Origin of the sequence: Lentzea alba, from assembly GCF_011067745.1 — a bacterium.
In the GTDB taxonomy this organism is placed as follows: domain Bacteria; phylum Actinomycetota; class Actinomycetes; order Mycobacteriales; family Pseudonocardiaceae; genus Lentzea; species Lentzea alba.
The window spans coordinates 394,544-419,714 of record NZ_JAAMPJ010000004.1 but is presented as its reverse complement, the minus strand read 5'-3'; the positions used below and the strand labels follow the sequence as shown (position 1 = coordinate 419,714).

At 69.4% G+C, this 25,171-nt stretch carries 29 protein-coding genes; 7 read left to right on the top strand and 22 right to left on the bottom strand.

Annotation, left to right across the window (positions count from 1 at the left end):
* Positions 1-57: 57 nt before the first annotated feature.
* The 12 genes from metK to pyrR all read right to left on the bottom strand — a co-directional run bounded on the left by metK (position 58) and on the right by pyrR (position 12,750).
* On the bottom strand, positions 58-1,260 hold the full coding sequence (gene metK, locus G7043_RS17695) for a methionine adenosyltransferase (RefSeq protein ID WP_166046750.1): 1,203 nt from the start codon (positions 1,258-1,260) through the stop codon (positions 58-60).
* Between the two features lie 38 nt (positions 1,261-1,298).
* Complete coding sequence (gene coaBC, locus G7043_RS17690; RefSeq protein WP_207311282.1) at positions 1,299-2,552, bottom strand: bifunctional phosphopantothenoylcysteine decarboxylase/phosphopantothenate--cysteine ligase CoaBC; 1,254 nt, start codon at positions 2,550-2,552, stop codon at positions 1,299-1,301.
* A gap of 222 nt (positions 2,553-2,774) precedes the next feature.
* Positions 2,775-3,053, bottom strand: a complete 279-nt coding sequence (rpoZ, locus tag G7043_RS17685; RefSeq protein ID WP_045313812.1) for a DNA-directed RNA polymerase subunit omega — start codon at positions 3,051-3,053, stop codon at positions 2,775-2,777.
* Between the two features lie 3 nt (positions 3,054-3,056).
* Positions 3,057-3,653: a guanylate kinase gene (gene gmk, locus G7043_RS17680; RefSeq protein ID WP_390827286.1), complete on the bottom strand. Its 597-nt coding sequence runs from the start codon at positions 3,651-3,653 to the stop codon at positions 3,057-3,059.
* Positions 3,650-3,967, bottom strand: a complete 318-nt coding sequence (gene mihF, locus G7043_RS17675; RefSeq protein ID WP_030471603.1) for an integration host factor, actinobacterial type — start codon at positions 3,965-3,967, stop codon at positions 3,650-3,652. Before mihF ends, gmk begins: the two co-directional genes overlap by 4 nt.
* Before the next feature lie 297 nt (positions 3,968-4,264).
* Positions 4,265-5,077 carry an orotidine-5'-phosphate decarboxylase gene (pyrF, locus tag G7043_RS17670; protein WP_166046749.1) on the bottom strand — a complete coding sequence of 271 codons (813 nt, stop codon included), beginning with the start codon at positions 5,075-5,077 and terminating at the stop codon, positions 4,265-4,267.
* Positions 5,074-8,376, bottom strand: coding sequence for a carbamoyl-phosphate synthase large subunit (gene carB, locus G7043_RS17665; RefSeq protein WP_166046748.1), 3,303 nt, complete (start codon positions 8,374-8,376; stop codon positions 5,074-5,076). Before carB ends, pyrF begins: the two co-directional genes overlap by 4 nt.
* Before the next feature lies 1 nt (position 8,377).
* The gene (gene carA / locus G7043_RS17660) at positions 8,378-9,520 is read right to left on the bottom strand and encodes a glutamine-hydrolyzing carbamoyl-phosphate synthase small subunit (protein WP_166046747.1); all 1,143 of its coding nucleotides are present in this window, start codon (positions 9,518-9,520) and stop codon (positions 8,378-8,380) included.
* The gene (locus G7043_RS17655) at positions 9,487-9,975 is read right to left on the bottom strand and encodes a PH-like domain-containing protein (protein WP_166046746.1); all 489 of its coding nucleotides are present in this window, start codon (positions 9,973-9,975) and stop codon (positions 9,487-9,489) included. The genes carA and G7043_RS17655 overlap by 34 nt, the downstream gene beginning before the upstream one ends.
* Positions 9,972-11,252, bottom strand: coding sequence for a dihydroorotase (locus G7043_RS17650; protein ID WP_166046745.1), 1,281 nt, complete (start codon positions 11,250-11,252; stop codon positions 9,972-9,974). The genes G7043_RS17655 and G7043_RS17650 overlap by 4 nt, the downstream gene beginning before the upstream one ends.
* Positions 11,249-12,181 carry an aspartate carbamoyltransferase catalytic subunit gene (locus G7043_RS17645; protein ID WP_166046744.1) on the bottom strand — a complete coding sequence of 311 codons (933 nt, stop codon included), beginning with the start codon at positions 12,179-12,181 and terminating at the stop codon, positions 11,249-11,251. Before G7043_RS17645 ends, G7043_RS17650 begins: the two co-directional genes overlap by 4 nt.
* Positions 12,178-12,750: a bifunctional pyr operon transcriptional regulator/uracil phosphoribosyltransferase PyrR gene (gene pyrR, locus G7043_RS17640; protein ID WP_166046743.1), complete on the bottom strand. Its 573-nt coding sequence runs from the start codon at positions 12,748-12,750 to the stop codon at positions 12,178-12,180. The genes G7043_RS17645 and pyrR overlap by 4 nt, the downstream gene beginning before the upstream one ends.
* 257 nt (positions 12,751-13,007) lie before the next feature.
* Between pyrR and bldD the strand changes: the two genes are divergently transcribed.
* Positions 13,008-13,496, top strand: a complete 489-nt coding sequence (gene bldD / locus G7043_RS17635) for a transcriptional regulator BldD (protein WP_030471611.1) — start codon at positions 13,008-13,010, stop codon at positions 13,494-13,496.
* Positions 13,497-13,500: 4 nt separating this feature from the next.
* On the opposite strand, the gene G7043_RS17630 is transcribed toward bldD, so the two are convergent.
* From G7043_RS17630 to G7043_RS17620, 3 genes are read right to left on the bottom strand one after another with little or no spacing between them, the layout of a single operon-like run.
* Positions 13,501-14,265 carry a helix-turn-helix transcriptional regulator gene (locus G7043_RS17630; protein ID WP_166046742.1) on the bottom strand — a complete coding sequence of 255 codons (765 nt, stop codon included), beginning with the start codon at positions 14,263-14,265 and terminating at the stop codon, positions 13,501-13,503.
* Positions 14,262-15,080, bottom strand: a complete 819-nt coding sequence (locus G7043_RS17625; protein WP_166046741.1) for an alpha/beta hydrolase — start codon at positions 15,078-15,080, stop codon at positions 14,262-14,264. The genes G7043_RS17630 and G7043_RS17625 overlap by 4 nt, the downstream gene beginning before the upstream one ends.
* A gap of 37 nt (positions 15,081-15,117) precedes the next feature.
* Positions 15,118-15,945 carry a sigma-70 family RNA polymerase sigma factor gene (locus tag G7043_RS17620; protein ID WP_166046740.1) on the bottom strand — a complete coding sequence of 276 codons (828 nt, stop codon included), beginning with the start codon at positions 15,943-15,945 and terminating at the stop codon, positions 15,118-15,120.
* 87 nt (positions 15,946-16,032) lie between these two features.
* On the opposite strand from G7043_RS17620, the gene G7043_RS17615 reads away from it, so the two are divergent.
* A complete protein-coding gene (locus tag G7043_RS17615) occupies positions 16,033-16,734 on the top strand; it encodes an SDR family oxidoreductase (RefSeq protein ID WP_313887940.1) in 702 nt (233 codons plus the stop codon).
* Here G7043_RS17615 and G7043_RS17610 read toward each other — a convergent pair whose 3' ends face one another.
* Entirely contained in the window at positions 16,735-17,286 is a 552-nt protein-coding gene (locus tag G7043_RS17610; RefSeq protein ID WP_166046739.1) for a cysteine dioxygenase family protein, read from the bottom strand.
* Positions 17,287-17,374: 88 nt separating this feature from the next.
* Between G7043_RS17610 and G7043_RS17605 the strand changes: the two genes are divergently transcribed.
* From G7043_RS17605 to G7043_RS17590, 4 genes are read left to right on the top strand one after another with little or no spacing between them, the layout of a single operon-like run.
* Positions 17,375-18,016 (top strand): HD domain-containing protein, encoded by a 642-nt coding sequence (locus G7043_RS17605; RefSeq protein WP_313887939.1) that lies wholly within the window; start codon positions 17,375-17,377, stop codon positions 18,014-18,016.
* Between the two features lie 51 nt (positions 18,017-18,067).
* Positions 18,068-18,709, top strand: coding sequence for a TetR/AcrR family transcriptional regulator (locus tag G7043_RS17600; RefSeq protein ID WP_166046737.1), 642 nt, complete (start codon positions 18,068-18,070; stop codon positions 18,707-18,709).
* Positions 18,706-19,572 (top strand): crotonase/enoyl-CoA hydratase family protein, encoded by an 867-nt coding sequence (locus G7043_RS17595; RefSeq protein ID WP_166046736.1) that lies wholly within the window; start codon positions 18,706-18,708, stop codon positions 19,570-19,572. The genes G7043_RS17600 and G7043_RS17595 overlap by 4 nt, the downstream gene beginning before the upstream one ends.
* A gap of 6 nt (positions 19,573-19,578) precedes the next feature.
* Positions 19,579-21,228 (top strand): AMP-binding protein, encoded by a 1,650-nt coding sequence (locus G7043_RS17590; RefSeq protein ID WP_166046735.1) that lies wholly within the window; start codon positions 19,579-19,581, stop codon positions 21,226-21,228.
* Between the two features lie 46 nt (positions 21,229-21,274).
* Here G7043_RS17590 and nusB read toward each other — a convergent pair whose 3' ends face one another.
* From nusB to G7043_RS17575, 3 genes are read right to left on the bottom strand one after another with little or no spacing between them, the layout of a single operon-like run.
* On the bottom strand, positions 21,275-21,694 hold the full coding sequence (nusB, locus tag G7043_RS17585; RefSeq protein ID WP_166046734.1) for a transcription antitermination factor NusB: 420 nt from the start codon (positions 21,692-21,694) through the stop codon (positions 21,275-21,277).
* Positions 21,694-22,263: an elongation factor P gene (gene efp / locus G7043_RS17580; protein WP_166046733.1), complete on the bottom strand. Its 570-nt coding sequence runs from the start codon at positions 22,261-22,263 to the stop codon at positions 21,694-21,696. Before efp ends, nusB begins: the two co-directional genes overlap by 1 nt.
* A 31-nt stretch (positions 22,264-22,294) precedes the next feature.
* A complete protein-coding gene (locus G7043_RS17575) occupies positions 22,295-23,371 on the bottom strand; it encodes a M24 family metallopeptidase (protein WP_166046732.1) in 1,077 nt (358 codons plus the stop codon).
* A gap of 35 nt (positions 23,372-23,406) precedes the next feature.
* Between G7043_RS17575 and G7043_RS17570 the strand changes: the two genes are divergently transcribed.
* Positions 23,407-23,811, top strand: coding sequence for a B-4DMT family transporter (locus tag G7043_RS17570; protein WP_166046731.1), 405 nt, complete (start codon positions 23,407-23,409; stop codon positions 23,809-23,811).
* Here the strand turns inward: G7043_RS17570 and G7043_RS17565 are convergent.
* The 3 genes from G7043_RS17565 to G7043_RS17555 all read right to left on the bottom strand — a co-directional run bounded on the left by G7043_RS17565 (position 23,808) and on the right by G7043_RS17555 (position 25,138).
* Positions 23,808-24,425, bottom strand: a complete 618-nt coding sequence (locus G7043_RS17565; protein WP_207311281.1) for a hypothetical protein — start codon at positions 24,423-24,425, stop codon at positions 23,808-23,810. The genes G7043_RS17570 and G7043_RS17565 overlap by 4 nt on opposite strands.
* A gap of 25 nt (positions 24,426-24,450) precedes the next feature.
* Positions 24,451-24,834, bottom strand: coding sequence for a VOC family protein (locus tag G7043_RS17560; RefSeq protein WP_166046730.1), 384 nt, complete (start codon positions 24,832-24,834; stop codon positions 24,451-24,453).
* Positions 24,835-24,973: 139 nt separating this feature from the next.
* Entirely contained in the window at positions 24,974-25,138 is a 165-nt protein-coding gene (locus tag G7043_RS17555; RefSeq protein WP_166046729.1) for a hypothetical protein, read from the bottom strand.
* Positions 25,139-25,171: the final 33 nt, after the last annotated feature.

Here is a 25,171-nt window from a genome sequence, read left to right as displayed (position 1 = left end):
AAATACGCGAAACGGCCCGCCTCCCCGAAGGGACGCGGGCCGTTCGGTGAACGACGATCAGGCGCCGGCGGCGTTGCGCAGGGCGTCGGCGCGGTCCGTCGACTCCCAGGGCAGGTCGACGTCGGTGCGGCCGAAGTGGCCGTACGCGGCGGTCGGAGCGTAGATCGGGCGGAGCAGGTCGAGGTCGCGGATGATCGCGGCGGGCCGGAGGTCGAACACCTCGGTGATGGCCTGCTGGATCTTCTGCGGGTCGACCGTCTCGGTGCCGAAGGTCTCGACGAACAGGCCCACCGGGGCGGCCTTGCCGATGGCGTAGGCGACCTGGACCTCGACGCGGGTGGCGAGGCCCGCCGCGACGGTGTTCTTGGCGACCCAGCGCATCGCGTACGCGGCGGAGCGGTCGACCTTCGACGGGTCCTTGCCGGAAAAGGCGCCGCCGCCGTGGCGGGCCATGCCGCCGTAGGTGTCGACGATGATCTTGCGGCCGGTCAGGCCCGCGTCACCCATCGGGCCGCCGATGACGAAGCGGCCGGTCGGGTTGGTCAGCAGGCGGACGTTCGTGGTGTCGAGACCCAGCTCGTCGATCTCGGGGGCGACCACGTGCGTGCGGAGGTCGACGCCGAGGAGCTTCTCCAGGTCGATGCCATCGGCGTGCTGCGTGGAGATGACGACCGTGTCGAGGCGCACCGGCTGGTCGCCCGCGTACTCGATGGTGACCTGGGTCTTGCCGTCCGGACGCAGGTACGGGACGGTGCCGTCCTTGCGGACCGCGGTCAGGCGGCGCGACAGGCGGTGGGCCAGCGCGATCGGCAGCGGCATGAGCTCGGGCGTGTCGGTGCACGCGTAACCGAACATCAGGCCCTGGTCGCCCGCGCCCTGCTTGTCGATCTCGTCGTCCGCGCCCTCGACGCGGTTCTCGAACGCGGTGTCGACGCCCTGCGCGATGTCGGGGGACTGCGCGCCGATGGCGACGTTCACGCCGCACGAGTGGCCGTCGAAGCCCTTCGCCGACGAGTCGTACCCGATCTCCAGGATCTTCTCGCGGACGATCGTGGGGATGTCCGCGTAGGCCTCGGTGGTGACCTCACCAGCGACGTGGACCTGCCCCGTCGTGACCATCGTCTCCACCGCGACACGCGAGCGCGGGTCCTTCGCCAGCAGCGCGTCGAGGATCGAGTCGCTGATCGCGTCGCAGATCTTGTCCGGGTGTCCCTCGGTCACCGACTCACTGGTGAACAGCCTGCTGCTGTGCTGGCTCACGGACACTCCTTCTTCACGGGTTGGACTAGGCACGAAGTCTACTGAGACTGCGTAAAGCGAGCGGTAACCGCGTCCCACACTGCGGACGCCACTTGTGTTTTCGGCCCGTGCGGTATAGGCGTCTCGGCGCCGTCCGGCGACAGCAGCCAACCGGCGTTGTCCTCCTGCTCGAACGCCAAGCCGGCACCGACCGCGTTCACCACCAGGAGGTCGCAGCCCTTGCGCCGCAACTTGGCGCGGCCGTAGTCGAGCACCGACGTGGTCTCGTCGCCCGTCTCCGCCGCGAACCCGACGATCACCTGGCCGGCGCGACGTGCTGAGACGAGCTCGACGAGGATGTCGGGGTTCTTGGTCAGCGCGATCGGGTCGGGATCACCGTCGGTCTTCTTGATCTTGTGGCCGGTCAGCGACACCGGCCGGAAGTCGGCCACCGCCGCGGCCATCACGACCACGTCGGCGTCCGCCGCGACCTTGTGCATGGCGTCGCGCAGCTCCACCGCCGAGCCGACCCGGACCAGGTCGACCCCGGCGGGCGTGGCCAGGTCCGCGGTGTTGCCCGCGACCAACGTCACCCGCGCGCCGCGCTGGGCGGCCACCCGTGCGAGCGCATAGCCCTGCTTGCCGGACGAGCGGTTGCCGATGAACCGCACCGGATCGAGTGGTTCTCGCGTGCCTCCGGCGGAGATCGCGACGTGCACACCTTCGAGTGTCCTCGCGAGAGCGTCGGATTGCACCAGCAGCAGGCGGGCCAGTTCGACGATCTCGGCGGGCTCGGGCAGACGGCCCTTGCCGGTGTCCTTGCCGGTCAGCCGCCCGGACGCGGGTTCGGCGACGATCACACCGCGGCTGCGCAGCAGCTCCACGTTGTGCTGGGTGGCCGGGTGCTCCCACATCTCGGTGTGCATCGCCGGCACCAGCAGGACCGGGCAGCGCGCGGTCAGCAGGGTGTTCGTCAGCAGGTCGTCCGCGAGGCCGTGCGCGGCCTTCGCGATGAGGTTCGCCGTGGCCGGTGCGACCACCACGAGATCGGCGTTCTGCCCGAGCTTGACGTGCGGCACCTCGTGCACGTCGTCGAACGGGTCCGCGGAGACGACCTCGCCGGACAGCGCCTCGAACGTCGCGGCACCCACGAACTTCAGCGCGCCCTCGGTGGGGATGACGCGCACGGAGTGACCTGACTCGGTCAGCCGCCGCAGCACCTCACAGGCCTTGTACGCGGCGATGCCCCCGCCAACCCCAAGAACGATCTTGGGCTTGATGGGGGCATCAGCGTCATGCGAAGCGGAAGTCAAAGATTCTCCTGTGAGGAACGACCGGCCGGGAGTGCACACCTCTCACGAGGAGGAACCCCGCTCACCGGGCCGGAGCACCCGTGCCTCGACGAAGAGAACCCCGCTCGGGGGTCCGGGGGCTTGCCCCCGGCGTGGGGCGTGGGGGCTCGGCCCCCACAAGACACGGGGTCAGGCGGTCGGTCTGCGCTTTCCGCAGACACACGCCTCCCGCGTCTTAACCCCTCACTCGCCCTCGGTGTGCTCAAGGAGACCAGCGTGGATCTCCCGGAGCGCGATCGACAGCGGCTTCTCGCGCGGGCCCGGCTCGACGAGCGGGCCGACGTACTCGAGCAGGCCCTCGCCGAGCTGCGCGTAGTAGTCGTTGATCTGGCGGGCACGCTTCGCTGCGTAGATCACCAACGCGTACTTCGAGCTCACCTGCTCCAGCAGGTCGTCGATCGGCGGGTTGGTGATGCCCTCCGGGGAACCGGTCAGGTGACCGAGCTCGGTGTGGGTGATCACTCGTCAATCTCCTGAAATTCGTGGTCCGACCATCAAGGATAGCAAGTCGGCCGCGGCCGACTGCACGTCGGCGTTCACGACGACCTCGTCGAACTCCTTTTCGGCCGCCATCTCCTCGCGGGCGATGGCCAGCCGGCGTTCGACGACGTCCGGATGTTCGGTGCCTCGGCCCGTCAGCCGGTCGACCAGGTGCTCCCAGGACGGGGGCATCAGCATGACCAGCTGGGCTTCGGGCATGGCCACGCGGACCTGCCGCGCGCCCTGCAGTTCGATCTCCAGGAGCGCGGGACGGCCCGCGGCCAAAGCTTCTTCGACGGGCCGGCGAGGGGTTCCGTAGCAGTTGCCGGCGAACTCGGCGTGTTCGAGGAACTCGCCGGCCTCCACCATCTGCTGGAACTTCTCGCGGTCGACGAAGTGGTAGTGCACTCCGTCGACCTCGCCCGGCCTCGGCTTCCTGGTGGTCGCCGAGACGGAAAAGTAGACATCGGGTTGCTGCCTGCGCAGCTCCGCCAGAACGCTGGACTTGCCAACGCCGGACGGCCCGGACAAGACGGTGAGGCGGGAACGGGCAGCGCCCGTTCCCGCCTCGGTGCCAATCACTCTCCGCTGAACTCGGAGAGCAGGGCCTTGCGCTGACGGTCACCGAGACCGCGCAGGCGACGGCTGGGAGCGATCTCGAGGCGCTCCATGATCTGCTGCGCGCGCACCTTGCCGACGCCCGGCAGGGCCTCGAGCAGCGCGGACACCTTCATCTTGCCCAGGACCTCGTCGCTCTCGGCGGCCTTGAGCACGTCCGTCAGGGTCGTGCCGCCGCGCTTGAGGCGCTCCTTGAGCTCAGCCCGAGCGCGACGAGCGGCAGCAGCCTTCTCCAGCGCTGCGGCTCGCTGCTCCTCGGTAAGCTGGGGAAGAGCCACGATTTCCTCCGTGGTGTGGATTCTTTTCGGATCGGTGCCGCGAACATACCGACCGCAATTGCCTGAGTACAACGCGACCCAGTCAGGTAAATCTGCAGCGGCCATGAGTGATGCGGCGGGTGGTAGTAGTACCAACACCCTCCGGCGGCCTGATCACTGCCCTCCGGCAACTCGTCGCACACGCCAGGTGTGCTATGAGGCCGGTGACCAGCGGGGCAGCCGGTGGGCTGGACCCTACCAACACATGTTTCCCCAGGTGAGCGCGCCACACCCCAAAAGTTGTGGCGCGCCCCTGCCCTAGAGGCTCTCCTGAACCCTTCGCACGGCGCTGACCAGCGACGATACGTCCGGGCCATGCCTGAGAACATCTCGCGAAGAAGTCGGAAAGACGTTGCGCATGTCGGGCCCGAAGAGGCGTTTTAGATCAGCCACCGAGCCACCCTGAGCACCGAAACCGGGGGCCAGGATCGGTCCGTTGAACCCGGAGAGGTCCACATCCGTTTCACCGATCGTGGCACCCACGACGAGACCAACATCGCCGCACGGGGAAATGCCGGAATTCCGAGCGGTGGCGAAATCGATGATCGTCCGCGCCACCGTTCGCCCGTCCGGAGCAACCGCGTGCTGGACCTCGGCACCCTCCGGGTTCGACGTCAGCGCCAGCACGAACACGCCCCGGCCGGTCGCCCGCGCCGTGTCGAGCGCGGGCTGCAGCGTCCCGAAGCCGAGGAACGGCGACAGCGTGACCGCGTCCCCGGCCAGCGGCGAGCCCTCGCCCAGGTACGCCTCGGCGTACGCGGCCATGGTCGAGCCGATGTCCCCGCGCTTGGCGTCCACCAGCACCAACGTGCCGGAGTCGCGCAGGTCCGCGATCACCCGCTCCAGCACGGCGACCCCACGCGACCCGTAGGCCTCGAAGAACGCCGCCTGCGGCTTGACCATCGCCACCTTGCCGCCGAACGCCTCCACGGCCGTCAGGGCGAACCGTTCGAGGCCCTCGGCGGTCCGGGACAGGCCCCAGGCGTCCAGCAGCGACGGGTGCGGATCGATCCCGACGCACAGAGGTCCGTGCGCCGCAACGGCTTTCGCGAGCTTGTCCCCGAACGTCACGCGTCTCCCCTCAGCGCGGCCTGAAGTGCCTGCAGCGGCTGCACCCCGATGTCACCGCGGATCAGCGCCTCGATGCCGTGCACGGCCGCGGCGGCGCCCTGGATCGTGGTGACACAAGGGATGTCCTTCGCCACAGCGGCGGTGCGGATCTCGTACCCGTCCACCCGCGGGCCGCTGTTGCCGTACGGCGTGTTGAAGATCATGTCGATCTCGCCGGCCAGGATCATGTCGACGACGTTGCCGTCGCCCTCGAAGTGCTTGCGCACCTCGGTGCAGTCGATCCCGTTGCGCTTCAACACCTCCGCCGTGCCCGCGGTCGCCAGGATCTGGAACCCGAGGTCGGCCAGGCGCTTGACCGGGAAGATCATCGCGCGCTTGTCGCGGTTCGCGAACGACACGAAGACCTTGCCGGACGTCGGCAGCGAGCCGTAGGAGGCCGTCTGCGACTTCGCGAACGCCTTGCCGAACGACGAGTCGATGCCCATGACCTCGCCGGTGGACTTCATCTCCGGGCCCAGCAACGAGTCCACGCCGTGGCCCTCGGGGGTGCGGAAGCGGTGGAACTGCATGACCGCTTCCTTGACCGCGACCGGCGCGTGCTCGGGCAGCCGGGCACCGTCGCCAGTGGCCGGCAGCACGCCCTCCGCGCGCAGTTCCGCGATCGTGGCGCCGAGCATGACCCGCGAGGCGGCCTTGGCCATCGAGACCGCGGTCGCCTTGGACACGAACGGCACCGTGCGCGACGCACGCGGGTTCGCCTCCAGGACGTACAGGACGTCGTCCTTGAGGGCGTACTGGACGTTCAGGAGCCCCTTCACGCCGATGCCGCGCGCGATGGCCTCGGTGGAACGGCGGACGTTCTCGATGTCCGACGCGCCGAGCGTGATCGGCGGCAGCGCGCAGGACGAGTCGCCGGAGTGCACACCGGCTTCCTCGATGTGCTCCATCACACCGCCGATGAACACCTCGTCGCCGTCGCACAGCGCGTCGACGTCGATCTCGATGGCGTCGTCGAGGAACCGGTCGACCAGCACCGGGTGCTCGGGCGTCACCTCGGTCGCGCGGGCGATGTAGCCCGACAGCGACTCCTCGTCGTACACGATCTCCATGCCCCGGCCGCCCAGGACGTAGGACGGCCGCACGAGGACCGGGTAGCCGATCTCGTCCGCGATCTCCTTCGCCTCGTCGAACGACGTGGCCGTGCCGAACTTCGGCGCGGGCAGACCGGCGTCGGTCAGCACCTTGCCGAACTGGCCGCGGTCCTCGGCGAGGTGGATCGCCTCGGGCGTCGTGCCCACGACCGGCACACCGGCGTCGGCCAGGCGCTGCGCCAGACCCAGCGGCGTCTGACCGCCGAGCTGCACGATCACGCCCGCGACCGTGCCGGAACGCTGCTCGGAGTGCACGACCTCCAGCACGTCCTCGAACGTCAGCGGCTCGAAGTACAGGCGGTCCGACGTGTCGTAGTCCGTCGACACCGTCTCCGGGTTGCAGTTGACCATGACGGTCTCGTACCCGGCCGCCCGCAACGCCATCGCCGCGTGCACGCACGAGTAGTCGAACTCGATGCCCTGCCCGATGCGGTTCGGACCGGAGCCCAGGATCAGCACCTTCGGCTTCTCCCGCTGCTCGGCCACCTCCGTCTCGGCCTGGGGGTCGAGCTCGTACGCGGAGTAGTGGTACGGCGTCTCGGACTTGAACTCCGCCGCGCACGTGTCGACGGTCTTGTAGACCGGCCGCACGCCCAGACGGTGCCGCAGCAAGCGCACGCCGTCCTCACCGGCGAGTTCCGGCCGCAGCACGGCGATCTGCCGGTCGGACAGACCAGCGCGCTTCGCCTTGCGCAGCAACGGCTCGTCCAGCACCGGAGCCTCCAGCAGCTCTCGACGCAACGTGCCGAGCCAGGCGATCTGCTCGATGAACCACGGGTCGATCCCCGAGGCCTGGTAGACGTCCTCAATGGACGCACCAAGACGGAGAGCACGCTCGACCGTGTACAGGCGGCCGTCATGACCGCGCTTCAACTGCTCCAGGACGGACTCCAGAGTAGTGCCCTCCGGGTCCGGCTGAGTCCAGAAACCGACCGATTTCGTTTCCAGCGAACGCAGTGCTTTGCCCAGAGCTTCGACGAAGTTGCGGCCGATCGACATGGCCTCGCCGACCGACTTCATCGTGGTCGTCAGCGTCGGGTCCGCACCGGGGAACTTCTCGAAGGCGAACCGGGGCGCCTTCACGACCACGTAGTCGAGCGTCGGCTCGAACGACGCCGGCGTCTCCCCCGTGATGTCGTTGGTGATCTCGTCCAGCGTGTACCCGATGGCGAGCTTCGCGGCGATCTTGGCGATCGGGAAGCCGGTCGCCTTCGACGCCAGCGCGGACGACCGCGACACCCGCGGGTTCATCTCGATGACGACCATGCGCCCGTTGTCCGGGTGGATGGCGAACTGGATGTTGCAGCCACCGGTGTCGACGCCGACCTCGCGGATGACCTGGATGCCGACGTCGCGCATGTGCTGGTACTCGCGGTCGGTCAGCGTCATCGCGGGCGCGACCGTCACCGAGTCACCGGTGTGCACACCCATCGGGTCGATGTTCTCGATCGAACAGATGACGACCACGTTGTCGTTGCGGTCGCGCATCAGCTCGAGCTCGTACTCCTTCCACCCGAGCACGCTCTCCTCGATGAGCACCTCGGTCACCGGAGACTCCTCCAGGCCGATGGCCGCGAGGCGCTCCAGCTCCTCCTCGGTGTGCGCCATGCCGGAACCGAGGCCGCCCATGGTGAACGACGGGCGGATGACGACCGGCAGGCCCAGCTCGGCGACGGTCTTGCGCACCTCGTCCATCGTCTTGCAGACGGCCGAACGCGGGACCTCGGAGCCGATCCCCCGGACCAGGTCCTTGAAGATCTGCCGGTCCTCACCGCGCTGGATGGCGTCGATGTCCGCGCCGATCAGCTCGACGTTGTACTTCTCCAGCACCCCGCGCTCGTGCAGCGCGATGGCCGTGTTCAACGCCGTCTGGCCGCCCAGCGTCGCCAGGATCGCGTCCGGGCGTTCCTGCGCGATGACCTTCTCCACGAACTCGGCCGTGATCGGCTCGATGTAGGTGGCGTCGGCGAACTCGGGGTCGGTCATGATCGTCGCCGGGTTGGAGTTCACCAGGCTGACCCTGATGCCCTCCTCCCGCAGCACCCGGCACGCCTGAGTGCCGGAGTAGTCGAACTCGCAAGCCTGACCGATGACGATCGGCCCGGAGCCGATGACCAGAACGTGCTTCAGATCTTCGCGTTTGGGCATGTCAGCGGCCGCCGTTCATCATGGTCACGAACTCGTCGAACAGGGGCGCGGCGTCGTGCGGACCGGCCGCGGCCTCGGGGTGGTACTGCACGGAGAACGCCGGGGCGTCGAGCAACCGGACGCCCTCGACGGTGCCGTCGTTCGGGCAGTAGTGCGACAACACGGCGCGGCCGAACTCGGAGGAGAACTCCTCCCCCGGCGTGCCCTCCAGCGCGAACCCGTGGTTCTGCGAGGTGATGGCGACCTTGCCGGTGGCCACGTCGATCACCGGGATGTTGATGCCGCGGTGGCCGTAGCGCATCTTGTACGTCCCGCGGCCGACCGCGCGGCCCAGGATCTGGTTGCCGAAGCAGATGCCGAACAGCGGCAGCTTGCGACCCAAAGCCTCGCGCGTCAACGCGATCGCGTGGTCCTGCGTCGCCGGGTCACCAGGACCGTTCGACAGGAACAACCCGTCCGGGCTGACCTTCAGGATGTCCTCGAACGAGCTGGTCAACGGCAGCACGTGCACCTCGATGCCGCGCGCCGCCATCATCCGCGGGGTGTTCGACTTGATGCCCAGGTCGAGCGCCGCGACGGTGAACTTCTTCTCGCCGATCGCCTCGACGACGTACGGCTTCGACGTGGTCACGTCGACCGCGAGGTTCGCGCCGAGCATCTGCGCCGAAGCCTTCACCTGCTCGACCATCGACGCGTCGTCGGACAGGTCGGAGCCGGAGAACACCCCGGCCCGCATCGCGCCCTGCTCACGGATGTGGCGGGTCAGCGTGCGGGTGTCGAGACCCGCGATGCCGACGATGCCCTGGTTGGCCAGTTCCTCGTCCAGACCGCGCTTGGACCGCCAGTTCGACGGCGTGCGCGCGGGATCGCGGACCACGTACCCGGCGACCCAGATCTTCGACGACTCGTCGTCCTCGTCGTTCCAGCCGGTGTTGCCGATCTGCGGCGCGGTCTGCACCACGATCTGGCGGTGGTAGGACGGGTCGGTCAGGGTTTCCTGGTACCCGGTCATGGCCGTGGAGAACACGACCTCGCCGAGCGAGACGCCGGTCGCTCCGTACGCCTCACCGCGGAAGACACGACCGTCTTCCAGCACCAATGCCGCGTTCGTCACGCCTTGCCTCCCACTAGAGCTGCTACCCATTCCTCGTACACGTCTTTGTCGTCACCACGGAAACCCGTGTCGAACAGATGGCCCTGGTTTTCCCACTGGACCACCAGCAATCCCTCTTCGCTGAACATGACCTTCCCGGCGAGCCCGCGGTCGGTGCGGGCGTCCCGGATGGACTCGGCGGGGATGAAGATCGGCGACGCGCCGGTCCGGTCGATCGCGATGCCTTCCGGCACCAGGCTCAACGTCGCCTCGGAGCGGTACCCGATGTCGCCGACCTGGATGCGGTCCTGCCAGTTGCCCGCGTTCGTCGTTCCGATGTAGACGCCCGTCGTCGCCAGCGAGACCGCACCGAGCTTCGACGGCGTCGCGGGGAACGCGGGCAGGTCGGCCTGCTTGCGCTGGCGTCGCTTCCAGCCGTGCCACATGCCGTACACACACAGCGCGAAGAACGCGAAAACCAGCACAACGAGCAGTACGCGGGTCATTCGGCAATCCTTCCCGCCAGTGCGGTGACCCGGCCACGCAAGATGGTCGCCGTCACCGCGCCGGGCAGCTCCATGCCCTCGAACGGGGTGTTGCCCGCGATGCTCGCGAGCTCCGCGCCGTTCACCGTCCACGTCGCGTCCGGGTCGACCAGCACGAGGTTCGCGGGCTCACCGACCGCGATCGGACGGCCCTGGTCGGTCAGGCCGGCGATCTCGGCGGGCTTCTCGCTCATCACCCGCGCGACCCCGCGCCAGTCCAGCAGGCCGGTCTTCACCATCGTCTCGACGACGATGCCGAGCGCGGTCTGCAGGCCGAGCATGCCGGGCCGGGCGGCCGACCACTCGCAGTCCTTGTCCTGGATCGCGTGCGGGGCGTGGTCCGTGGCGACGCAGTCGATGGTGCCGTCCGCGAGCGCCTGCCGCAGCGCGTCGACGTCGGACTGCGTGCGCAGCGGCGGGTTGACCTTGTTCACCGGGTCGTAGGTCGAGAGCCGGTCGTCGGTCAGGATCAGGTGGTGCGGGGTGACCTCGGCGGACACCTTGGTGCCGCGCGCCTTCGCCCACTTCAGGACGTCCGCCGTGCCGGTGGTGCTGACGTGGCAGACGTGCAGTTTCGCGTCGACCTGCTTCGCGAGCAGGCAGTCGCGGGCGACGATCGACTCCTCGGCCGCCGCGGGCCAGCCCTGCAGGCCGAGCCGCGACGCGTTCTCGCCCTCGTGCGCCTGGGCGCCGATGGTGAGGCGTGGTTCCTCGGCGTGCTGGGCGATCACGGCGCCCAGCGCCTTCGAGTACTCGAGGGCGCGACGCATGATCAACGGGTCGTGCACGCAGTGGCCGTCGTCCGAGAAGACCCGGACTCGCGCCTTGCTGTTGGCCATCGTGCCGAGCTCGGCGAGCTTCTCGCCCTTGAGCCCGACGGTCACGGCACCGACCGGGTGGACGTCGACCAGGCCGACCTCCTGGCCTCGGCGGGCGACGTGCTCGACGATCACCGCGTTGTCGGCGACCGGGTCGGTGTTGGCCATCGCGAAAACGGCCGTGTAGCCACCAAGAGCGGCCGCTCGCGAACCCGTTTCGATGGTCTCGGTGTCTTCGCGACCCGGCTCACGCAGATGGGTGTGCAGGTCCACGAAGCCCGGCAGCAGAACCGCGCCGTTGCCTTCAATCACTTCGGCATCGGAATCCGTGCCCTCTGCGATCACGCCGTCGCGGATCAGCAGATCGATCGGTTCCCCCTCGCCGTAGGGCCTAACTCCCTTGAGAAGCAAGGGTTTCACGCGTTTTCCTCCTCGTGGGCGAGCAAGTGGTACAGCACGGCCATCCGCACGTGGACACCGTTGCGGACCTGCTCGGTGATGGCGGCCTGCGGGCTGTCGGCGACGACGGAGGCGATCTCCATGCCGCGCAGCATCGGGCCGGGGTGCAGCACGACGGCGTGCTCGGGCAGCAGCTTCAGGCGGCGTTCGTTGAGGCCGTAGGCGATCGAGTACTCGCGGGCGCTCGGGAAGAACCCGCCGTGCATCCGTTCGGCCTGCACGCGCAGCAACATCACGGCGTCCTGCGAGGCGAGCTCGGCGTCGATCTCGTGCGAGACCGTGACCGGCCACTTCTCCACGCCCGTGGGCAGCAGGGTCGGCGGGGCGACCAGCGTGACCTCGGCGCCGAGCGTGGTGAGCAGGTGCACGTTCGACCGCGCCACGCGGCTGTGCAGGACGTCGCCGACGATCGCGACGCGGCGGCCGTCGAGGCTGCCGAGGCGGTCGCGCAACGTGGCGGCGTCGAGCAGCGCCTGCGTCGGGTGCTCGTGCATGCCGTCGCCCGCGTTCACGACGGACGTGTTCGTGTGCTTGAGCCAGCCCGCGAGCCGGTGGGCCGCACCGGACGCCGGGTGCCGCACGATCACGCAGTCCGCGCCGGCGGCCTGCAGGGTGAGCGCGGTGTCCCGCAACGACTCGCCCTTGCTGACGCTGGAACCGGAGCTGCTGACGTTGATCACGTCGGCGGACATCCACTTGCCGGCGATCTCGAACGACACCCGCGTCCGGGTGCTGTTCTCGTAGAACATGGTGATCACGGTGCGTCCGCGCAACGTCGGCAGCTTGCGGACCTCGCGGCCGAGCAGCGCCTGCTTCAGGCGGTCGGCGGTGTCGAGGATCGCGATGGCCTGGTCGCGGTCGAGGCCGTCCGTGGAGAGCAGGTGCTTCACTTCAGCACCACTCCGTCGCGGCCGTCGAACTCGTCGAGCATGACCACGACGTCCTCGTTCTTGGACGTCGGGAGGTTCTTGCCCACGTAGTCCGCGCGGATCGGCAGTTCGCGGTGGCCGCGGTCGACCAGCACGGCGAGCTGCACCGCGCGGGGACGGCCGTGGTCTCTGAGCGCATCCAGCGCGGCGCGGATCGTGCGGCCGGAGAACAACACGTCGTCGACGAGCACGACCAGCTTGTCGTCGATGCCGCCCTCGGGCAGCTTCGTCGTCTCCAGCGGCCTCGTCGGGCCGCGGCGGAGGTCGTCGCGGTAGAGCGTGATGTCCAGAGTGCCTTCGTGCACCCGGCGGCCGGAAAATTCGGCGATCTTAGCGGCCAGACGGCGCGCGAGAGGGGCTCCCCGGCTGGGAATACCCATCAAGACGACGTCGGGTGCGCTCGGTGCATCGAGAGCGGTCTTCTCGATGATCTGATGGGCCATTCGGGCGACAGTGCGCGCGACGTCACCGGCCGACAGGATCTCGCGATCCCCGGCCGGATCCGTCGCGCCACGTTGACGTGACGCCACGGCTGGACCTCCTTCCCCGCCTCACTGGACGGGTCCTTAAAGGACGTCGGACACCCGGTTACAGCCGGGCTGACCTGCACCGTATCACCTACGGACGGTCAGCCGTCCGAGTGGTGTCGCCCGCGTGGCGAGCGTCTCTCCCTGAGATCAGCTTGACCTGTCGACCACGGCGAGTAATCATTACTCTGCGTATCGATCTAAGCCTCCCCGCAGCACGCCCGTACTGCTGACGGGGCGAATGAACGGAGAACCGCCACATGGGCGACTACGCCAAGGCGCTGGGGGCCAAGCTCCGCGCTATCCGCCAGCAGCAGGGCCTGTCCCTGCACGGCGTCGAGCAGAAGTCCGGCGGTCGCTGGAAGGCCGTGGTCGTCGGCTCCTACGAGCGCGGTGACCGCGCGGTGACCGTGCAGAAGCTGGCCGAGCTGGCCGACTTCTACGGGGTTCCCGTCGCCGAGCTCCTGCCCGAGGGCCGCGTGCCGTCGGGTGCCGAGCCGGCCACCAAGATCGTGATCAACCTCGAACGGCTCCAGCAGCTGCCGGTCGAGAAGGTCGGCCCGCTGGCCCGCTACGCCGCGACCATCCAGTCGCAGCGCGGTGACTACAACGGCAAGGTCCTCTCCATCCGCACCGAGGACCTGCGCTCGCTCGCGATCATCTACGACATGACGCCGGGCGAGCTCACCGAGCAGCTCATCGACTGGGGGGTGCTGCCTCCCGAGGCCCGCCCCGCGAAGGAAGACTGAGCGCTCACGCTTCTGGAGCAGTGGCTCCCTCACGTCCTGTTAGTCGCCCTGAGGACGTCGAGGGGGCCACTGCTGCATTCAGGGGGTCCAGCGTCGCCGGTCGGGTGGCGTCGGCGGCCGTCGAACCCCGCAGCAACTCGGTCAGATCGTGACTCTGCGCATGGTCACGCGTGGTGGCCGCCGCGATGATCCGGTCGAGGCGGAACCCACGTCCGGCCCGCCGGGTGCGGCACCACGCGATGAGGTACCACCGGCCGTTCGCGGTGAGCAGTCCGGCTGGTTCCACGACCCGATCGCTCTCCCGTCCGGACGCGTCGGTGTAGGTCAGGCGCAGCGCGGTGTTCGTGGCCACGGCGTGGTCGACCGCGGCACGGACCCCGGCGTCGGTCCGCGACGGCAGTGCGACGATGCGCGCGGCGAGTTCACCAGCCGCAGCCAATGCCGCACCGTTCATCACCGCCGCGATCTTCTGGAACGCCGTGCGGGCGTGCGCGCCTTCGGCCGTGGCCAGCGTGAGAGCCAGCGCCGACGCCTCCTCCGGGGTGAAGCGGATCGGTGGCAGGGTCATCGCCGGGTCGATCGACCACCCTCCACCCCGTCCCGGAGTGGTCCGCACCGGAACGCCGGCCTCCATCAAGGCCTGCAGATCACGTTGCACGGTCCGGGTGCTGACTTCGAGCCGTGTGGCGAGCGTTGCGACCGTCAACAACCTCGGTGCCGCCGCACGCAACTCCTCCACCAGCGCGTACAGCCGGGCAGTGCGGTTCACAACGCTGATCCTGCCAAGAAGTCCCGCTCGCGACGCAGTTCCCGTTCGGTGACGGTCAGCGGATACAGCGTGAAGCCGTGCATCGCGCCCGCGACGACAGTGAGCTGCACGGGTGCCTTCCACCGTTGAGCCAAGGACAACGAGTCGTCCAGCAACGGGTCCTCGGTCCCGACGACGATCCTGGTGGGAGGCAGGCCGGTCAGGTCCGCGAACAGCGGGGAGATCGCCGGGTCACGGCGCTGTTCGGCCGTCATCCCCGGCGTGAACAGCTGTTGGCTGGGTGTCCCCTTCGACAGGTCGTACGCACCGAACACGAGGTTCGTCGCCCGGAAGACCCCGGGCACCCGGAGCAGGGTCAACACGCTCAGGTGCGCGCCCGCCGACTCGCCGCCGATCAGCAGCCTGCTCGTGCCGAACTCGGCCTCGGCGTGCTCGGCCAGCCACCGCGCGACCGTCTCGCAGTCGTCGGGCGCGGCGGGGAACGGGTGCTCGGGAGCCAGGCGGTACTCGACGCTCACCACGGCCAGCCGCGCCTCCTCGGCCAGCCTCCACAACCGCTCGTCCTGCCCGTCCGCGGAGCCGAACGACCAGCCACCGCCGTGCACGTGCAGGTAGACGCCGTCGACGCGGTCCGGTGTGAACACCCTGACCCCGACGCCCGCGACGACGCGGTCCCGGCCCTGCGGCAGCCGGACCGGCGGGGTGTCGCCACCGAGCCGGTTGCGCCGCAGGACCTCCAGCGGAGCCTCGCGCGGTTGGAACTTCCTGGTGAACTCGAGGGTTTCGGCGAGGCAGTCCTCATCGGTGAGCTTCATGCCGCGGACGTTCGCACCCGTCCGCGACACCGTCCTGTCACCCTTTTCGAGTGAGCCGCGGCACAAGTGCGGCCAGCTGTTCCTTGTCCTGGATCACGTGGATCGCGGCGATCTGTCCGTCGCGAACGGTGAAGGCCATGACCGAGAACAGCACGCCGTCGACCCAGCTGACGAAGCCCGCCTCGCCACCGATGAGCGCGAACTGGACCTCCGCCGTCGTGGCGAACTTGCGGAACGTGCTGGCCCGGCCGGCCACGGTCCGGCCGCCGATGACCTCCAGGGCACCCGCGCGCAGCACGACGTCCGGGTGCAGCACGGACACCAGTCCTTCCAGGTCGCCTTCCTTGGACGCCTTGAGGAACGCCTGCACCACTTCCCGCTGCTTCGGCAGGTCGACGTTGGGCTGCGGCCGGTCCTGCACGCGTTTGCGAGCACGGGACGCGAGCTGGCGTGTGGCCGTGGGCGTCTTGTCGATCAACGGCGCGATGTCGTCGAACGGCACAGCGAACATGTCGTGCAACACGAACGCCAACCGCTCATCGGGCTTCAACGTGTCCAGCACGATCAACATCGCCAGCCCGACCTCGTCCTTGGCCACGGCCTGCTGCTCGGGCTCCTCCCGCGTGTCGATCACCGGGTCCGGCATCTCGAACGCGTGCTCTCGCCTGTCGCGCAACATGTTCAGGCACACCCGGCCGACCACGGTGGTGAGCCAGGCCGCCGGGTTCTCGACCTCGCTCGTGTCGGCGCGCTCGACCCGCAGCCACGCCTCCTGCAGCGCGTCGTCGGCCTCGGCGAACGAGCCCAGCATCCGGTGAGCGATCGCCCGCAACCGCGGGCGCTCCTGCTCGAACTGCGCGATCAACACTTCCCCCTGTGGCCTGACGCACACCCTGTCACGTTCCCGAGCGCCGCCGGGTCGACCGGGCAACGACTCACTTGGAGGGTAATCGTGAAGATCCTCGTCACCGGCGGCACCGGCACTCTCGGCCGGCACGTGGTGCCCCTGTTGCGCGCGGCCGGCGCGGAGGTCACGACGCTGAGCAGGCACGGCGACATCGCCTGCGACCTGATGGCGGGCGACGTCCCCCGGATCGACGCCGACGTCGTGGTGCACCTCGCCGGCGGTCAGAAGGGCGACGACATCGCGACCCGCAACCTGCTCGCGGCGTGTGCTGGCGTGCGCCACTTCGTCTACATCTCAGTGATCGGCGCGGACACCGTGCCGCTGACGTGGCTGCGCACCAAACTCGCCTGCGAGGAGGCGATCGCCGGCTCGGGCATCCCGTTCACGGTCCTGCGCGCCGCCCAGTTCCACGACCTGACGCTGACGATGGTGCGCGGCCTCGCGAAGCTACCTCTGGTGCCGGTGCCGGGCATGCGCCTGCAGCCGGTCGACACACGCGACGTGGCCGCGCGCATCGTGGAGCTCGCCCTCGGTGCGCCCGCCGGACGCGTCGCGGACATCGCCGGCCCCGCGATCTACGACGTGAAGCAGCTCGTGCGGGACTACCTGACCGCTGCGGGCAAACGTCGTCTCACCGTGCCGGTGCGGCTGCCGGGCAAGGCCGGAAAGGCTTACCGGGACGGGCAGAACCTGACCCTGGACGGCGACCACGGCACCCGCACGTGGGAGGAGTTCCTGGCCGGCTGATCACTCCGGCGTGTTCCAGCCCGAAACGAACCACCGCACGGCCCCCGTTTCCGGGTCGTACAAACGGCGTTCGATGGCACCGATGTCCGCTCCGTAGACGTGGATCCCCACGGTCGGTACGTCACCAACGGCCGCAACGGCGTGTACGTCGTCGTCGGTCGTGCAGCACACGGTGACCTGTCCGCGTTCCCACACCTGGTCACCCAGCGGGACCAACGGCTCGCGCGCGTCAGCGGCAGGTTTGGCGTAGCGGTACTCGCGTTCAGCGCCCGCGTAGATGCCGACGACGCCCCACGTCTCGTGGCCGTGCACGGGCGTGCGCTGGCCTGGACTCCAGACGACTGCGGCCAACGACCAGCTGCGGTCGGCCGCGATGTGCAGTGGGTAGTTGACGTGGTGTTCGGCCGACGGCCGGGTGAACTCGGACGGGAGCCGGTAGTCGCCGGCCAGGAGGTCGGACAGCAGCTCGCCCACCCGTTTGGTGATCTCGTGTTCGTCGTCGGTGGTGTCGAGGACGCGTTCCACGTCGTCGATGAAGGTCTGCGGCGTCATGACTTGAGCGTGGAGCAGGCGCGGTATGACGTCCAATGCCAATACCTCGCACAATTCATCGACGTCGTTGATGAGTCATGCTGGCAAGGTGACCACTTCTGACGCAGAGCTGCTCGCCGACCTCAACCCGCTGCCGTCCGGTCTGGACACCCGGCTGCGCGACCACCTCACGTTCCTGATCGAGGTCGACAAGCTGAAGACGATCCTGCGCCAGTCCCCGCTCGCCGCGGCCGAGCGGCGGGAGAACGACGCGGAGCACTCGTGGCACCTCGCACTGATGGTCATGGTGCTCGCGGAGTACGCCGACGAACCGATCGACGTCGGCCACACGATCAAGCTCGTGGTGGTGCACGACCTCGTCGAGATCTACGCGGGCGACACCCCGATCTACGACACCGAGATGGGCAAGAGCCAGGTGGAACGCGAGGAGGCCGCCGCGGACCGGTTGTTCGGCATCCTGCCCGAGGACACGGGGGCGCAGCTCCGGGCGCTGTGGGACGAGTTCGAGGCGCGGACGACGCCGGAAGCGCGGTTCGCGAAGGCCATGGACCGCCTCCAACCGCTGCTGCTCAACTGGATGGCCAAGGGCGGCACCTGGCGGACCCCCGGCGTCACCGCGGACGCCGTGCGCAGTCGCAAGGCGGCCATCGGCGAGGGTTCGACGAAGCTGTTCGAGGCCGCCATGCACCTGATCGACGAGGGCGAGCGCCGAGGCTGGGCCCGCAGCTGAGGCGACCACCGCGCGGTTGACAGTCAGGCCTGACGGTGAAATGGTCCGGCCATGGCATCTGACGCTCGACCTTCCGGGCTGCGCGCCGCGCAGCGGGAAGCCACGCGGCAGCGCATCGTGCAGGTGGCGGTGGAGCTGCTGATCGACCGCGGGCCGGCCGCGACCACGACGGTGGAGGTGCAGCGGGTCGGCGGGTTCAGCCGGGGCGCGCTCCTGCACCACTTCCCGACCCGCGAGGCGATGCTGGGCGCCACGATCCGCGAGTTGATGGAACGCAACGAGGCGGCCGTGGCGCAGGCTTCGGCCGAGGTGTCCCCGGAGCTCGATCGCGTGACTCGCGCGGTCAGGGTGCTCGGCGCCTCCATGGTGCGTCCGGCGTTCGTCGCCGAGCTGGAGCTGTGGGCCGCCGCCCGCACCGACGACGCGCTCCGGGAAGTGCTGCGCCACGAGGAAAAGCGGGCCCGCCGCGACCTCTACCGCGTGGTCGACGAGGTGTTCGGCGAAGACCTCGTGGCGAGCGAGCGCTACCCGCTGGTGGCATCGATGACCGTGCAGTTCCTGCGCGGTCTGGCGATCTCCGACGTGCTGCGCGGCGAGCGGCGCGGCACCGAACGGCTGCTCACGCAGTGGGCGGCGATTGCGCGGGCCGTCCTCGACGGCCGCCCGCTGGACGTGGACGGGAGCGACACGTGAACGAGCTGATCAGCTACGAGGTGCGGGAACGCAAGGCGTATCTCACCCTGAACCGGCCCGATCGGCTGAACGCGATCACGGCCGAGCTGGCCCGCCTGCTGGGCGAACTGGTCGACCGGGCCAACGAGGACTCCGAGGTCAGGGTGATCGTGCTGCAGGGTGCCGGGCGGGCGTTCAGCGCGGGCTACGACCTCAAGCAGTACGCCGAACAGGGCGACCTGACGCAGCCGCCGGTCTGGGATCCGATCAAGGACTACCAGCACATGAAGCGCAACACGGACGACTTCTTCAGCCTGTGGCGCTCGCTGAAGCCGACCATCGCCAAGGTCCACGGGTACGCGGTGGCCGGTGGCAGCGACATCGCGTTGTCCTGCGATCTGGTGGTGATGGCCGAGGACGCGCGGATCGGCTACATGCCCGCCAGGGTGTGGGGCTGCCCGACCACGGCGATGTGGGTCTACCGGCTCGGTGCCGAACGCGCCAAACGGATGCTGCTGACCGGCGACACCATCGACGGCACCACCGCCGCGGCGTGGGGGCTGGTGCTGGAGGCCGTTTCCGCCGCCGAGCTCGACGACGCGGTGGAGGCGCTGGCCGACCGCATCGCCGGCGTGCCGATCAACCAGCTCGTCATGCAGAAGCTGATGATCAATCAGGCGTACGACAACATGGGGCTGCACGGAACCCAGGTTCTCGCCACGCTGTTCGACGGGATCACCCGTCATTCGCCGGAGGGGCGCTGGTTCCAGGACTTCGCCGCGCAGCACGGATTTCCCGCGGCGGTGCGGTGGCGCGACTCCGGCCGGCCGATCCCCGACGGTGGCGGACCGGTGCCGACCGCGGCCGAACTCGGCGAGGTGTGACCGGCGATGGCTCCCACCGACCTTGCCCACCTGCCCGCCGACACCAGCCGGCCCGTGCAGGACCTGACCACCGGTGACCTGCTGCGCCAGGCCGCCGCCGACTCCCCCGGCCAGATCGCGCTGATCGAGGTCGCGCCGGCGGACGCACCGTCGTTGACCGGCGCGGATCGCACCGACCGGACGTGGACCTACCGGCAGTTGCTCGACGAAGCACAGCAGTGCGCGCACTGGTTGCTGACCCGGTTCACCCCCGGTGAGCGCATCACCGTCTGGGCGCCCAACGTTCCCGAGTGGACAATCCTGCAGTACGGCGCGGCACTGGCCGGTCTGGTCCTGGTGACCGCGAACCCGGCGTTGCGGGCGGCCGAACTGCGTTACGTGCTGGAGCAGTCCCGCTCGGCAGGGCTGTTCCACACGGCGGCGTTCCGGGGCACCGACATGACCGCCGTCGCGCGCGAGGCGAGCACCGGGCTGCCCGATCTGCGCACCACGACGTGTTTCACCGACTGGTCCGCCACGGTGCGCGCGCACGGCGAAACCGGCTCGCTGCCGGAGGTACGGCCGGGCGACGCCGCCCAGATCCAGTACACGTCGGGCACCACCGGGTTCCCCAAAGGCGCCCTGCTGCACCACCGCGGGCTGGTCACCAACGCCCGGTTCATGATCGACCGGACGCAGCTGCCGCGCGCGGGCGTGATGGTCTCGGCGATGCCGTTGTTCCACACCGCGGGCTGCGCGATGGGCGTGCTGGGCAGCGCACATCAGCGCGCCACCTACGTGCTGTGCCAGCTGTTCGACCCGGCACTGGTGCTCAGCACGGCCGAGCGGCACCGCGCGGACCTGCTGTGCGGGGTGCCCACGATGTTGATCGCGATGCTGGGCCATCCCGGCTTCGACGGGTTCGACCTGTCGCGGCTCTCCCTGGTGCTCTCGGGAGGCAGCCCTGTCCCGCCCGAGCTCGTGCGCCGGGTCGAGGAGCGCTTCGGCGCGAGGTTCACCGCCGTGTACGGCCAGACCGAGCTGTCCCCCGTGGTCACCCAGACCAGCCCCGACGACTCGCCGGAGGACAAGGCCACCACGGCAGGACGCCCACTGCCCCAGCTGGAGTTGGCGATCAAGGCTCCGGCCGACGACCGGATCGTGTCCACGGGACAGCAGGGCGAGATCTGCGTGCGCGGCTACCAGACCATGCTGGGCTACTTCGGGATGCCTGAGCGCACCGCGGAAACCATCGACGCCGAGGGCTGGTTGCACACCGGTGACCTGGGCGTTCTGGACGAGCGCGGCTATCTCACGGTCACCGGGCGGCTCAAGGACATGATCATCCGCGGCGGGGAGAACATCTACACCAGCGAGATCGAGAAGGTCCTGTTCACCCATCCCGGTGTCCGCGACGTCACGGTGCTCGGCCTGCCCGATCCCACCTGGGGCGAGGTCGTCGCCGCCGTGCTCGTGCCCAGCAAGCCCGGCCGGCTTCCCCCGATCGCCGAGCTGCACGGCCTGTGCCGGGCGGAACTGGCCCCGCACAAGACACCCACGCGCTGGTTCCTGGCCGCGGAACTACCGCTGACCGGTTCGGGGAAGATCCAGAAGTTCCGCCTGCGCGACCAGGTCGAGGCGGCTGAGCTCACCGAACTGACGCAAGATCAGCAGTGACGTCCCGGACACGGCGGGCCCGCGGCGGGCCCGCCGTCTTCGAGAACTAGAGAACAGCGCGCAGCTGGTCCGCGATGACCGCGATCCGGCCGAGCACACCGTTCACGAACCGCGGCGAGTCGTCCGTGGACAGGCCCTTGGCGAGCTCCACGGCCTCGTCGATCGCCACCGCGTCCGGCACGTCGGCCGCCCACAGCAGCTCGTACAGGCCGAGGCGCAGGACCGCTCGGTCTACCGCCGGCATGCGCTGCAGGGTCCAGCCCTCGGCGTGTTCGGAGATGAGGTCGTCGATGCGCGCGCGGTGTGCGGTGACGCCCTCGACGAGGGTCACCGTGTAGTCGTTGATCGGCGGCACGTCCGGAGACCCGACACGCGAGGCGAGCAACGTCACCGCGTCGCTGCCCAGCAGGTCGGCTTCGTAGAGGAAGTCGACCGCGCGTTTGCGGGCCTTGCTACGAGCACCCATCAGGACTTGTCGCTGATGCGGCCGAGGTAACGGCCGTCGCGGGTGTCGACCTTGATCTTCTCACCGGTCGTGACGAACAGCGGGACCTGGATCTCGGCGCCGGTCTCCAGGCGGGCGGGCTTGGTGCCGCCGGTGGAGCGGTCGCCCTGCAGGCCGGGGTCGGTGTGCTCGATCACGAGCTCGACCGAGGTCGGGAGCTCGACGAACAGCGGCACGCCCTCGTGCGTGGCGACCATCGCCTCCTGGTTCTCCAGCATGTAGTTCGCGGCGTCACCGACGGTCTCGGTCGGAACCGGGATCTGGTCGTAGGTGTCACCGTCCATGAAGATGAAGTCGGTGCCTTCCTTGTACAGGTAGGTCATGCCGCGCTTGTCCACGGTGGCGGTCTCGACCTTGGTACCCGCGTTGAAGGTCTTGTCGACGACCTTCCCGGTCAGCACGTGCTTGAGGGTCGTGCGCACGAAGGCGCCACCCTTGCCGGGCTTGACGTGCTGGAACGCGGTGACGGTCCACAGCTGGCCGTCGAGGTTCAGCACCAGGCCGTTCTTCAGGTCGTTCGTGGTGGCCACGGTGGGATTTCTCCTGTGTTGGACGGGGGTGTCAGACGACCACGAGTTCCTTCGTGGTCAGGGTGAGGAGCTCCGGCCCGCTTTCGCGCACCACGAGGGTGTCCTCGATGCGGACCCCGCCCCGCCCCGACAAGTAGACGCCGGGCTCGACGGTGACCGCCATACCGGCCGAAAGTGTACCGTCACCCACCTTCGACAACGCCGGTGCCTCGTGGATCTCCAGCCCGACCCCGTGGCCCAGGCCGTGCACGAACTCGCTCCCGTGCCCCGCCTTCTCGATCACCTCGCGCGACGCCTGGTCGACGTCGCTCAGCCGCACCCCCGGCCGCAGCGCGTTGCGGCCGGCCGCCTGCGACCGCGCGACCAGGTCGTAGAGCTCGCGCTGCCAGTCCGCGGGCTTGCCGAGCACGAGCGTGCGGGTCATGTCCGAGTGGTAGCCGTCGACGAGCGCGCCGAAGTCGAGCTTGATGAGGTCGCCCTGGTGCAGCGTGGCGTCGGTCGGCGAGTGGTGCGGCACCGCCGAGTTCGCCCCGAACGCCACGATCGAGGAGAACGACGGGCCCTCCGCGCCGTGGTCGAGCATCCGGCTCTCCAGCTCGCGCGCGACCTCGCGTTCGGTCCGGCCCGCCCGCAGGCCGCCGTGCCCGATCAACGCCGCCAGCGCCCGGTCCGCCGCCGCGCACGCCATCCGCAGCGCCTCGATCTCGACCTCGTCCTTGACCAGCCGCAGCTTCTCGACCAGGCCACCGGCTCGCAGCAGCTCCGCCTTCCCGGCGGCCTGCGTGAGCGCGTCCAGCCCGTCCACCGTGACGTGGTGGCTCTCGAACCCGAGCTTGCCCTTCGCCCGGCTCGCGAGCGCGATGTCGCAGGGCCGGTCGATCAGCCGTTCCAGGTCGGGCACCTGCTTCGCCGACTGCGTGAGGTAACGGCCGTCGGTGCAGAACACCGTGGTGTCGTCGCCCTGCGCGTCGATGAGGACGGCGGCGTTCGATCCGGTGAACCCGGTGAGATACCGGACGTTCAGCAGGTTCGTCACGAGGAGCGCGTCCAGGTTCGTGGCCTGGAGCTCTTGGCGCAATGCGGTTCGGCGTGCGGCGTACGACGACATGTCTCGCAGCGTACGGCCAGTCCTAAGCTGTCCGCATGCGTCCTTGGTTCGTCCGTGCGTTGTGGATGGGGCTCCTGCACGGAGCCGTGCAGACCGGCGTGGCCGCGGTCGCCGTCCGCAGTCCCGAGGCCTCGTCGGTCGGCCCGATCGCCATCGGGCTGCTGATCGCCGCCGCGGTGATCTGGGGCGCGGTCGACACGCTGCGCGAGCTGCCCTCACGCGGCATGCAGTGGTTCATCGCGGCGCTGATCGCCGGTCCGTTCGCCGGGGCGCTCGGGGTGATCGGCTCGGCGCTGCTGGTCGACCAGACCGGGCAGGAGGCGCTGTGGGTGGCGCTGACGGGCGGGGCGGCCTTCACCGCGTTGCTCGTGCTGGCGCCGGCGGGGCTCGGGATGCTGCTCGGCGGCTTCCTCGCCCAGAAGGACTCAGCCCGCGGTTAGTCCCCTGCGCCGACCTTGAGCTGGTAGACGACCGAGGTCGAGAAGGTGCCCGACTCCCCCTCGATCTTCAGTTCGTGCTCGCCCGGCAGCAACGGCGGCAGCCACGCCCACAACCCGCACGCCTGGGCGACCTTGCGCCCCGCGCTCTCCCCGATCGCGTTGTCCTGCGCGGCCTGGAAGGTGATCTCGACGGGGTCGATCCGCCGCAGCTCGACGACCTGCCCGTCGAGCGTCATCGACCCCGTGGCCGCGGCCATGAACGACTTGCAGTCGGACGTGTTGGCGCTGTACAGGTTCACCGCGGGCGCGGCGATCGGACGGCCGCCGGGCACCTCACACGTCCGTTGTGCCGCGCCGCCGAACGTCCCGGCGAGGAACCACACGTTCTTCGGCTGGTCCTCGGCGCAGAACTGACCCGTCGGGTCGGCCACCGGGTTGCGCGCCTGCGGACTCGACAGCGCCCACGTCCACCACTTGGCCTGCAAGTCCGCGTCGGACGGCGCGGCACCGTCCGACGCGGACGTCGGGGCGCCCGAAGTGGGCGTGGCCTGCGGTGGAGCGCCCGCGCACCCGGCCAGAAGCAGGGCGACGGCGGCGATGAACAGTCTCGGCACGCGCGGCATCCTCGCAGACGAGAGGTCAGCCGGCTGATGCGACCAACTCGACTTCGAAGCCGTCCTCGTTCTCGAGGAACGCGGCGTAGTGCTCGGGGCCGCCCGCGTGCGGGTGCCGGTCGGCGAACATCAGCCGCCAGCCGTTGCGCTGGGCTTGTTCGGTCAGGCTGTCCACGTTCTCGCGCGAGCCCGCGTGCAGCGCGAGGTGGTTGAGGCCCGCTTTCATCCGATCGTGTGGACCTGTGGTCGCCGGGGACTGCTCGACCACGACGTAGGTCTCGTTGAGCTTCCAGCTGACCCCGGCGTTCCAGCGCTGGAACTCGGTCCAGCCGAGGGCCGGGAAGAGCCAGCCGAACGTGGCTTCGGCGCGGGCGAGGTCGGTCACCCACAGCTCGACGTGATGGAGCATTCCGCGGTCTCCCGGTTCCCTGGGACCGGTTCGTGAAGATCGTCACGAACGGCGAACGGCCCGACCTCCAGGGCGGTGCCCAGGCAGCGCTGCGCGACGGCTGGCCGGCGTTCGTGCTGCGCGGCCAGGTCCCGAAGGACTACCGCGAGGACGGCCTGCACCTCGACCCGTGGATCCGCACCCACCAGCGTCTCGGCGCGACGATCCTGGCACCGGCGCCGCGTTCCCGCAGACCGGGCACCACGTCGTGCCCGGTGCGCTGGACCTCGCCGAGATCGACCGCGAACGCGACCAGGGCGTCCACCGGGAGACGAACCTCTGGGTACGCCACCGCTGA

Excerpts from the sequence above, each read along its gene's own strand:
- carB (WP_166046748.1), bottom strand. The coding sequence starts at position 8,376 with ATGCCCAAACGCGAAGATCTGAAGCACGTTCTGGTCATCGGCTCCGGG.
- carA (WP_166046747.1), bottom strand. The coding sequence starts at position 9,520 with ATGGGTAGCAGCTCTAGTGGGAGGCAAGGCGTGACGAACGCGGCATTG.
- G7043_RS17655 (WP_166046746.1), bottom strand. The coding sequence starts at position 9,975 with ATGACCCGCGTACTGCTCGTTGTGCTGGTTTTCGCGTTCTTCGCGCTG.
- bldD (WP_030471611.1), top strand. The coding sequence starts at position 13,008 with ATGGGCGACTACGCCAAGGCGCTGGGGGCCAAGCTCCGCGCTATCCGC.
- G7043_RS17625 (WP_166046741.1), bottom strand. The coding sequence starts at position 15,080 with ATGAAGCTCACCGATGAGGACTGCCTCGCCGAAACCCTCGAGTTCACC.
- G7043_RS17610 (WP_166046739.1), bottom strand. The coding sequence starts at position 17,286 with ATGACGCCGCAGACCTTCATCGACGACGTGGAACGCGTCCTCGACACC.
- G7043_RS17600 (WP_166046737.1), top strand. The coding sequence starts at position 18,068 with ATGGCATCTGACGCTCGACCTTCCGGGCTGCGCGCCGCGCAGCGGGAA.
- G7043_RS17590 (WP_166046735.1), top strand. The coding sequence starts at position 19,579 with ATGGCTCCCACCGACCTTGCCCACCTGCCCGCCGACACCAGCCGGCCC.
- nusB (WP_166046734.1), bottom strand. The coding sequence starts at position 21,694 with ATGGGTGCTCGTAGCAAGGCCCGCAAACGCGCGGTCGACTTCCTCTAC.
- G7043_RS17575 (WP_166046732.1), bottom strand. The coding sequence starts at position 23,371 with ATGTCGTCGTACGCCGCACGCCGAACCGCATTGCGCCAAGAGCTCCAG.
- G7043_RS17570 (WP_166046731.1), top strand. The coding sequence starts at position 23,407 with ATGCGTCCTTGGTTCGTCCGTGCGTTGTGGATGGGGCTCCTGCACGGA.
- G7043_RS17560 (WP_166046730.1), bottom strand. The coding sequence starts at position 24,834 with ATGCTCCATCACGTCGAGCTGTGGGTGACCGACCTCGCCCGCGCCGAA.